Genomic DNA, 7379 nt, shown 5'->3' with positions numbered 1-7379 from the left:
GACGTTCCTCCCACGGGGGAACTTTACAAGCCACCTTCGGGTGGCTTTTTTTTGAACGTCAAGGTCCTAAGAATCGCTGGAAACCCGCTGTGCACGCGCATTTCGAATGCTGGCAGGTGACTGCAACCCATAAGAGCCGTTCACGACAGGCAGCTTAGAGATCACCCAGTTCGCTTTCGGTCAGAAGCCGATCATGGCGTTCTGCATGGTTCCAATAACAGCCACATGACCGAGCCCATGATGAGTCGTTAGTTTGACAGCTCGATGAAAAAAGTGCTGGATGCAACACGGCCGGTTAGCACTCAGGGCTTTTGGGTAGCTCCTGTCACGCGATTGCGGCAGTGCTTTTGCGTGGATGGTGTTGCTGCTGTTACAAGGAAGTACGTCAAAGAAGACTGCAATTACACTTCGACACTCCAAATCAAGCCAGTCAGCACGACCGGATGAACATAGCCCTGCGCACTGAGCCTGCCGACTTTCCTCGGTTTTAGGCTAAAAGCCTTGGCACCTGTTGGCACATCGGGCACGCCACTTTGCTACTTTTTTTTCCTGCATTACCCCTTTCACTTTTTCACTCAACACCATGACCGAAACCACGTCACTCGCTCCCAACACTTTATTCATCGAAATCACCGGTGCTGGCCAGCCCGAGGTGGATGGCCTGTATGTGCCGTCCAACGCGCCGCCCGCCAAGTCAGAATCAGGCACTGTCTCCAGTCAGGGTTACTGGAACGGCAGGCGTGCCTGGGACCGCGCCGATGGCCAGTCGGCCAGAAGCCCCGCCATTTCCTATTCCAACAGTTACAAGTCCTGGCGCATGAGCCGACTCGATGGCCATCTTGCCTATGAGATCACCTGCGACGACGAGCTGCCGCCCACCGATCGGGCATGGAACGTTTACAAAATGGGCGTCGCGCCCGCGCCCAGGGTGGTGATCCACCACGTCGATCCGAGGCAGCCCTGCCCGCCACCCAATGTGGTCTTTGTGTTGGGAGGCCCCGGCGCCGGCAAAGGCACGATGTGTGAACTGGCAGAAATCCAGCTGGGCTGGACACACCTGTCCGCTGGCGATTTGCTGCGTGCCGAGCAGGCAGCGGGCGGCCCGACGACCGACATCATCAAGGAATACATCGCCGCCGGAAAGCTGGTGCCCAATGAAATCGTGGTACGCCTGTTGAAAGATGCCATGGAGCAGACGACCCGAAGCACCGGCAAGCGTAACTTTTTGATCGATGGTTTTCCGCGCTCGCTGTCGAACCTGGAGGCGTGGTTCGAAGTCTTCGGACGGGCCGCGCAGCTGCCGACCATGTTGTACCTTGAGTGCCCGTTCGAAGTCCTTGAGCAGCGCATTCTGGGCCGGGCCAAATACTCTGGTCGGGCTGACGACAACGTCGCGGCCATGAAGCTGCGGTTTGACACTTTCAAGGCCGAGACGCTACCGACTGTTGCGTTGTTCAAGGGCAAAAGCAAATGCGTTGAAATTGACACCAGTCAGAGCCGCGAAGCAGTCTATTCTTTGCTGTGCAAGCAGCTTGCCGAATTCACCGATCCGCAACGGATGGCGCAGCCCCTGTGCGAAAAGGCAGAAATTCTGCTGGGTCTGAGGCCTTATCCAAGAAGCGCCTGAGCCGGGATTTGGGCTTGTCGGCATTAGCCATTTGAAGAGGATCAAGCAGGTATGACCACTGCCACCATTGAAGAAAAAAACCGGCTGCAAGATTTTTACGTGAGCATTCGCAAGGCGCTGGCCAGCCTTGAGGCGCGTCTGGACGAGTACGCGCAAGAGGTGCAAACCCGCAAAGAGTACATGTGGTCGGCACAACGCGATATGGATCATCTTGAGAAAATTGCGGTGCGCCAGACCATAGAGCAAACGCTTGACAGTGCCGATGCACTCAAAGTGCAGCAAAAAAAGCTGCTCAAACTGATGCGTTCGCCTTACTTTGGCCGCTTTGACTTTCAGCGCGACGGCGAAGAAAGCAAGCTGCCCATCTACATTGGGGTACACCATTTTCGTGATGAGGCAGCGCGTGAAACGCTGGTGTATGACTGGCGCGCGCCAATCTCGTCCATGTTTTACGACTTCGAAACCGGCCCGGCTTATTACACGGCGCCCATGGGCGAGGTGCGGGGCCGCCTGACGCTCAAACGCCAGATGCGTATTCGCGACAGCGCGCTGGAATTTGTGCTCGAGTCAGGTGTCAACATTGTTGACGACGTGCTGCAGGAAGAACTCAGTCGCGCCAGCAATGACGAGGGCATGAAGAACATCGTCGCGACCATTCAGCGCGACCAAAACGCCATCATTCGCAATGACGATGCCCACACGCTCATCATCCAGGGCGTGGCCGGCTCTGGCAAGACCTCCATCGCGCTGCACCGCATCGCCTATCTGCTGTATCGCTTCAAGGACACGCTGAGCTCTGACGACATCCTCATCATCTCGCCGAACCGCGTGTTTGCCGACTACATTGGCAACGTGTTGCCAGAGCTGGGTGAGGAGCAGGTGGCAGAGATCGGCATGGAAGACCTGGCAGCCGAACTGCTCGATCACCAGTATCGTTTCCAAACGTTTTTTGAGCAGACATCGATCCTGCTGGAAAAGGATGATGAAGCGCTCAAGGCCCGTATCTCGGCCAAGGCATCAGTTGATTTTTTGCGCCAGATTGGCACGTATGTGGAGCATGTCGAGGCCAGCTCATTCCAAGCTGCCGAGTGGCGCACCGGTCGCAAGATCGTGCCGGACTGGTTTTTTGCGGAAACCTGGCAAAAGCATCGGGGCAATACGCTCACCGAGCGGATAGCGCTGGTGCTCAAGGCGGCAGAAAGCCAGATCGGCATCCACTACAACTACGATTTGCTCATCGAAGAGCGTCAATCCTTGCGCGAAGCGATCCGCGCCATGGTGCGCAAGATCACGCTGCGCCAGGCCTATCAGGGTCTGTTTGACTGGATGGGTCAGCCCGAACTTTTCAAACCTGTAGGCGGCAAGCTTGAGTACGCAGACGTGTTTCCACTGATCCATCTGAAGATGCGGCTCGAGGGCATCAACAACCCGCGCAGCCGTGTCAAGCATTTGTTGATCGACGAAATGCAAGACTACACGCCAGTGCAATACGCCGTGCTGGGTCGTTTGTTCACTTGTCGCAAGACCGTGCTTGGCGATGCCACCCAATCTGTCAACCCTTACACCAGTTCCACCGCCGAGCAAATCAGCCAAAGCCTGCAATCAGCCACCAGCGTCAAGCTCACCAAGAGCTACCGCTCAAGCTGGGAGATCATGCAGTTTGCGTTGGCGATTTCGCCCAACCCGGAACTGGAAGCCATGCGACGCCGTGGCGAGCCGCCGCGCGTGGTGTCATGCCAGCGTGCGGCGCAGATGGTCGCGCACTTGCGCAATGAGATCGAAGCCTTCAAGCAGTCCGATCACCACAGCCTGGCCATCATTGCCAAGACGCAAAAACAGGCAGCGCGGCTGCACAAATCTTTGGCGCAAGCGGATCTCGAAGTGCGCCTGCTGGATGCCGGCAGCGTAGGGTTTTCAAACGGGGTCATTGTTTGCACCGCGTACCTGGCCAAGGGGCTGGAATTTGACCGGGTCATCGTGGCCGATGTCAGCGCGGACAACTACCGCACCGAGATGGACCGCAATCTGCTCTACGTGGCCTGCACCCGCGCCATGCACCGGCTCACCCTCTACAGCGTGGGTGAGCCTTCGCCCTTGCTGCCCCAGGCACCAAGCGACGCGCAAGTGGCCTGATGCCGACCGGGTTTGTACAGCAAAGCCACATTTGCACAGGGAATGTCACACTGCCATTGGTAGTGCCTGGCCATCGCCTGAAACGTGGTCGGGCGATAAAACACCACATGCGTGGGGTCGCGCCGGTAGTGCCAGCGGGCAAACGCGGCGTCATCGGTCTGAAATGTTGTCATCACCGCGAGCCAGCCACCGGGCTTGAGCAGCTGATCCAGCCGGGCAAACTCAGCAAATGGGTGATGAAAATGCTCTACCACCTCGGTGCAGGTGATGAAATCGTAGCGTTGGCCCAGCACGGCCGGATCGTCAAAGAACAGCGGGTCGTAAAGGGCCATGCGGTGCCCGGCTTCGGTCAGCATGGCCGCCAATGCAGGCCCGGGGCCGCAACCGTAGTCCAAACCTGACAAGTTGGGTGCCAGTCGCTCAAGCAGCGGCGAGGCCAGTCGCGCCAGGAATTGGCGGTAGCGCACGTCATGTACGTCGTTGCGGTGCAGGTGGTATTGGGCGCGCTCGATGTCGCTGCTGGGCAATTGCGCCGGATCAACGAAAGTGGCCTCGCAAAAGGGGCAACGCCAGTAATCGTAGGGCGCGACCTGGATGAAATGTCTGCAGGACGCGGCCTGGCAGACGGGGCACTCACGCTGGGGCGACATCATGTGTCAGCACGCGCATGGGCGCTATCGGTCCGGGAAGGTGGTGCAACGCAAGGCCGCCTGCATGGGCCGGGTGCGAAACGCTCAAGAGCTTTGATCTGCGCATAAAGCTGCATTGTCGCAAAGCCTCAGGCGCATAGCGCGCACGTTATCGATGCATTGATCCCGCTCCCGTTGATGGCTCTAAAATTGGCCCTCCAGTCATCCGCCAACGACCACCTTTTGCATCAACTGCAGGGTCTCATGGCACTGCAATCTGCAGACAACCTCACTCCATTTTTTGCGTTACCAAATTCACTATCGTCGCGCGGCCGCCTTTGGCTTGGCTGCGGCGCTCATGTCCAGTGTTGGGCAGTCGTTTTTCATCGGCCTGTTTGGCGCGTCTATCCAGCAAGAACTGGTTCTGACGAAATCCCAATGGGGCGCGTTGTACGGTGTCGCCACCGGAACCAGCGGTGTGTTGATGTTCTGGCTGGGCGCACTGGCTGACCGGCTCACCATACGTCGTGCCATCACCTTCGCGCTTGGCGTTTTGGGGCTCGGTACCTTGCTCATGGCGCTTGCCAGCGGGTCGCTGATGCTGCTGGCGGGCTTGTTTTGCCTGCGTCTGGGGGGACAAGGGTTGACCGGGCACATGGCGATCGTCACTGCCACACGTTATGCCCGCCATCGCGGGCGCAGCATTGCCACTGCGACGTTTGGCTTTATTTTGGGTGAGGCACTGCTGCCGCTGGGCGTGACCGCCATGCTGGGCTTGACATCATGGCGCTGGGTCTGGGCTGGTGCGGCCGCCTTGGTAGTGTTGGTTGCACTGCCGGCGCTGCGCATGACCGCAAGACGCTTGCCGCGTGTGTCAACGCATGTGGATGCCCAAGGTATCCCTGTGGCGCGCCTGCGCCGGCGACACCTCTTGCGTCGCCCCACTTTTTACGCGGTGTTGTCGGTCGTGTTGGTGGCCCCTTTTGTTGTGACGGCGGTTTTTTTGCACCTGGGGGCCTTGTCGGCACTACGCCATTGGTCGGCGATACAGGTGGCACAGGGTTTTGTGGGGTTTGCCACAACACAGGCCGCCACCACCTGGCTGGCCGGGCGCTGGGTTGATCGTGGCAGCATGGTGGTGCTGTTTCGTTTGTATTTGCTGCCACTGGCAGTGGGTGTTTTGCTGGCGGCGCTGGCGCCACCGCCCATGGCGCTTTGGGGCCTGTTCCTTGGATTGGGGGCCACGGCAGGGGCCAACAGTGTGGTCTCGGCATCGTTGTGGGCCGAGGTTTTCGGGGTGGAAAACCTCGGCATGGTGCGCGGCGTTCATACCGGCCTGATGGTCATTGCCACGGCCGTGTCACCCATCGCCTTGGGATTTGCATTGGAGGCGGCGATGCCGCTATCGACGTTGGCAGGGGGCATCGCACTTTACGCTATTCTCGTGCCTGCGTTGGCTGCCCGATGGCTTACCACCCCTGAATTGCCATCGGAAGGCCAGTAGTCCGAGCCCTCAAACCGAATACATGAAAACACGGGCCACAAACAACGGGCCGGTGATCATCACAGACCGCGGCCGTCCGGCCCATGTGCTGATGCGCTTCCAGGACTATCTGCGCATGGCATGACGGTGGTCACTCGCAACGTCGCTGATTTCAAGCCCACCGGCGTGCCCATCATCAATCCGTGGGAGGCTTGACTGTCGCAAAAAATGCTGACAGACGTGCTTAAAACCATGGCCGGGCAATTGGAAGTCGTTGCACGCTTCCCGGACGCTGCACAGTCAGATTCCGCTGCGTTGCTGACAACGAAGCGCTGAAAGCCGTTCGTTGAGGGGGGTCAAAAATGCGTCTTTTTAAGTTCCGTGTAACAGCGTCGTAGGCACCTGCCAACTTGCTTGCAGCCGAGGCGTTGGCTTCTATAAGAGGGCTTTCACCCGAGAAGGCAGGATGTCGTTGAGGCAGCGCGTGTGGCCGAGCGGGCAAACGCGCGCAAAGCAAGGTGCGCAGTCCAGCGGCGGCTGGTAAGTGGTGTCCGCCTTGAGCCACAGCACCTTCGCCAAATCGTTAAGTGGCGGCGTGTGCAGCGGGCTGGTGGAGCCAAAAATAGCCACTTGCGCCACGCCAAACCCTGCCGCCACATGCATCAGGCCCGAGTCGTTGCTGACCATGCTTTTGCAGGCGGCGATCACGCCCAAAGCCTGCAGCAGGGTGGTTTTGCCGGCCAGATTGAGGCAGTGCCCGGGGCGTTGCGCGTTGACCGGGTCCGCGATGCTGGCGCACAGCGCGGCCTCTTTGCCCGAGCCCAGCAGCACCACAGGCAAATCCAGTTGCGCCGCCAGCGCGGCAAAGTGGTGCGCCGGCCAGCGCTTGGCCTCGCCGTATTCGGCACCCGGCGCAAACACGTGGTAGCCCATGCGCGTCAGATTCAAGGCAGCCAGGGCAGCTTCTACCTCGGCCGTCGCGAGTTGCAGCTGCGGCCTGTCGGTGGCCACATCTTTTTCGCCGCTCAAGGCCGAATAAAACGCCACCATGGGCGGGCGCTGACCCTTGGGCGGGTTGCCCAGGCGCTGCGTCAACAGCCCGATGCGGGCCTCGCCCTGGTAACCAACGCGCCTGGGAATGCCCGCCAGCCAGGGCAGCAGCGCGCTCTTAAACGAATTGGGGCAGACGTAGGCGGCATCGAAGCGGCCCTTGAGTTGCTGCGCCAGGCGCCAGCGTTCGCGCCATTGCAGGCCGCCATGGGCAAACGGGAATTCGATCACCTCGGCCACCTGCGGCATGGCGCGGTACACCGGGGCCACCCAGGGCAGCGCGCCCACGGTGAGCTGCTCGCCGCGCGCTGCCAGGCGACGCAGCAGCGGCTCGGTCATGACCGCGTCGCCAATCCATTGCGGGGCAATGATGAGCGAGCGCTTCGTCATCGCAAGCCCGCCGTGTCACGCACGATACCGCACACGGACTTTGAACAGAGACTTCGTCACTGCGAGC

General features: G+C 59.7%; 5 protein-coding genes and 1 pseudogene. 4 read left to right on the top strand and 2 right to left on the bottom strand.

Translation table 11 applies throughout. The annotated features are described in order from the left end of the window. Positions 1–583 precede the first annotated feature (583 nt). Both IBX54_RS10500 and IBX54_RS10495 read left to right on the top strand, forming a co-directional pair. Complete coding sequence (locus IBX54_RS10500) at positions 584–1627, top strand: nucleoside monophosphate kinase (RefSeq protein WP_296542605.1); 1044 nt, start codon at positions 584–586, stop codon at positions 1625–1627. A 51-nt stretch (positions 1628–1678) separates the two neighbouring features. Then, on the top strand, positions 1679–3760 hold the full coding sequence (locus IBX54_RS10495; RefSeq protein WP_296542604.1) for a UvrD-helicase domain-containing protein: 2082 nt from the start codon (positions 1679–1681) through the stop codon (positions 3758–3760). Here IBX54_RS10495 and IBX54_RS10490 read toward each other — a convergent pair. Further along, positions 3697–4413, bottom strand: coding sequence for a class I SAM-dependent methyltransferase (locus tag IBX54_RS10490; RefSeq protein ID WP_296542603.1), 717 nt, complete (start codon positions 4411–4413; stop codon positions 3697–3699). The genes IBX54_RS10495 and IBX54_RS10490 overlap by 64 nt on opposite strands. Positions 4414–4690: 277 nt before the next feature. Here IBX54_RS10490 and IBX54_RS10485 point away from each other — a divergent pair, with 277 nt between their 5' ends. Together IBX54_RS10485 and IBX54_RS10480 are read left to right on the top strand one after the other, a co-directional pair. Next, on the top strand, positions 4691–5893 hold the full coding sequence (locus IBX54_RS10485; RefSeq protein WP_296542602.1) for an MFS transporter: 1203 nt from the start codon (positions 4691–4693) through the stop codon (positions 5891–5893). A 90-nt stretch (positions 5894–5983) separates the two neighbouring features. Next, positions 5984–6088 (top strand): annotated as a pseudogene (locus IBX54_RS10480) (VapC toxin family PIN domain ribonuclease); the annotation flags it as partial. A gap of 219 nt (positions 6089–6307) precedes the next feature. Here the strand turns inward: IBX54_RS10480 and waaF are convergent. Beyond that, positions 6308–7312 carry a lipopolysaccharide heptosyltransferase II gene (gene waaF / locus IBX54_RS10475; protein WP_296542601.1) on the bottom strand — a complete coding sequence of 335 codons (1005 nt, stop codon included), beginning with the start codon at positions 7310–7312 and terminating at the stop codon, positions 6308–6310. Positions 7313–7379: the final 67 nt, after the last annotated feature.

Origin of the sequence: Rhodoferax sp., from assembly GCF_014859475.1 — a bacterium.
GTDB lineage: Bacteria > Pseudomonadota > Gammaproteobacteria > Burkholderiales > Burkholderiaceae_C > Rhodoferax.
The sequence above is the reverse complement of the archived record's forward strand: the minus strand, read 5'-3'. Positions and strand labels throughout refer to the sequence as shown.

Coding starts and splice junctions, on each gene's coding strand:
- IBX54_RS10500 (WP_296542605.1), top strand. CDS start 584: ATGACCGAAACCACGTCACTCGCTCCCAACACTTTATTCATCGAAATC.
- IBX54_RS10495 (WP_296542604.1), top strand. CDS start 1,679: ATGACCACTGCCACCATTGAAGAAAAAAACCGGCTGCAAGATTTTTAC.
- IBX54_RS10490 (WP_296542603.1), bottom strand. CDS start 4,413: ATGATGTCGCCCCAGCGTGAGTGCCCCGTCTGCCAGGCCGCGTCCTGC.
- waaF (WP_296542601.1), bottom strand. CDS start 7,312: ATGACGAAGCGCTCGCTCATCATTGCCCCGCAATGGATTGGCGACGCG.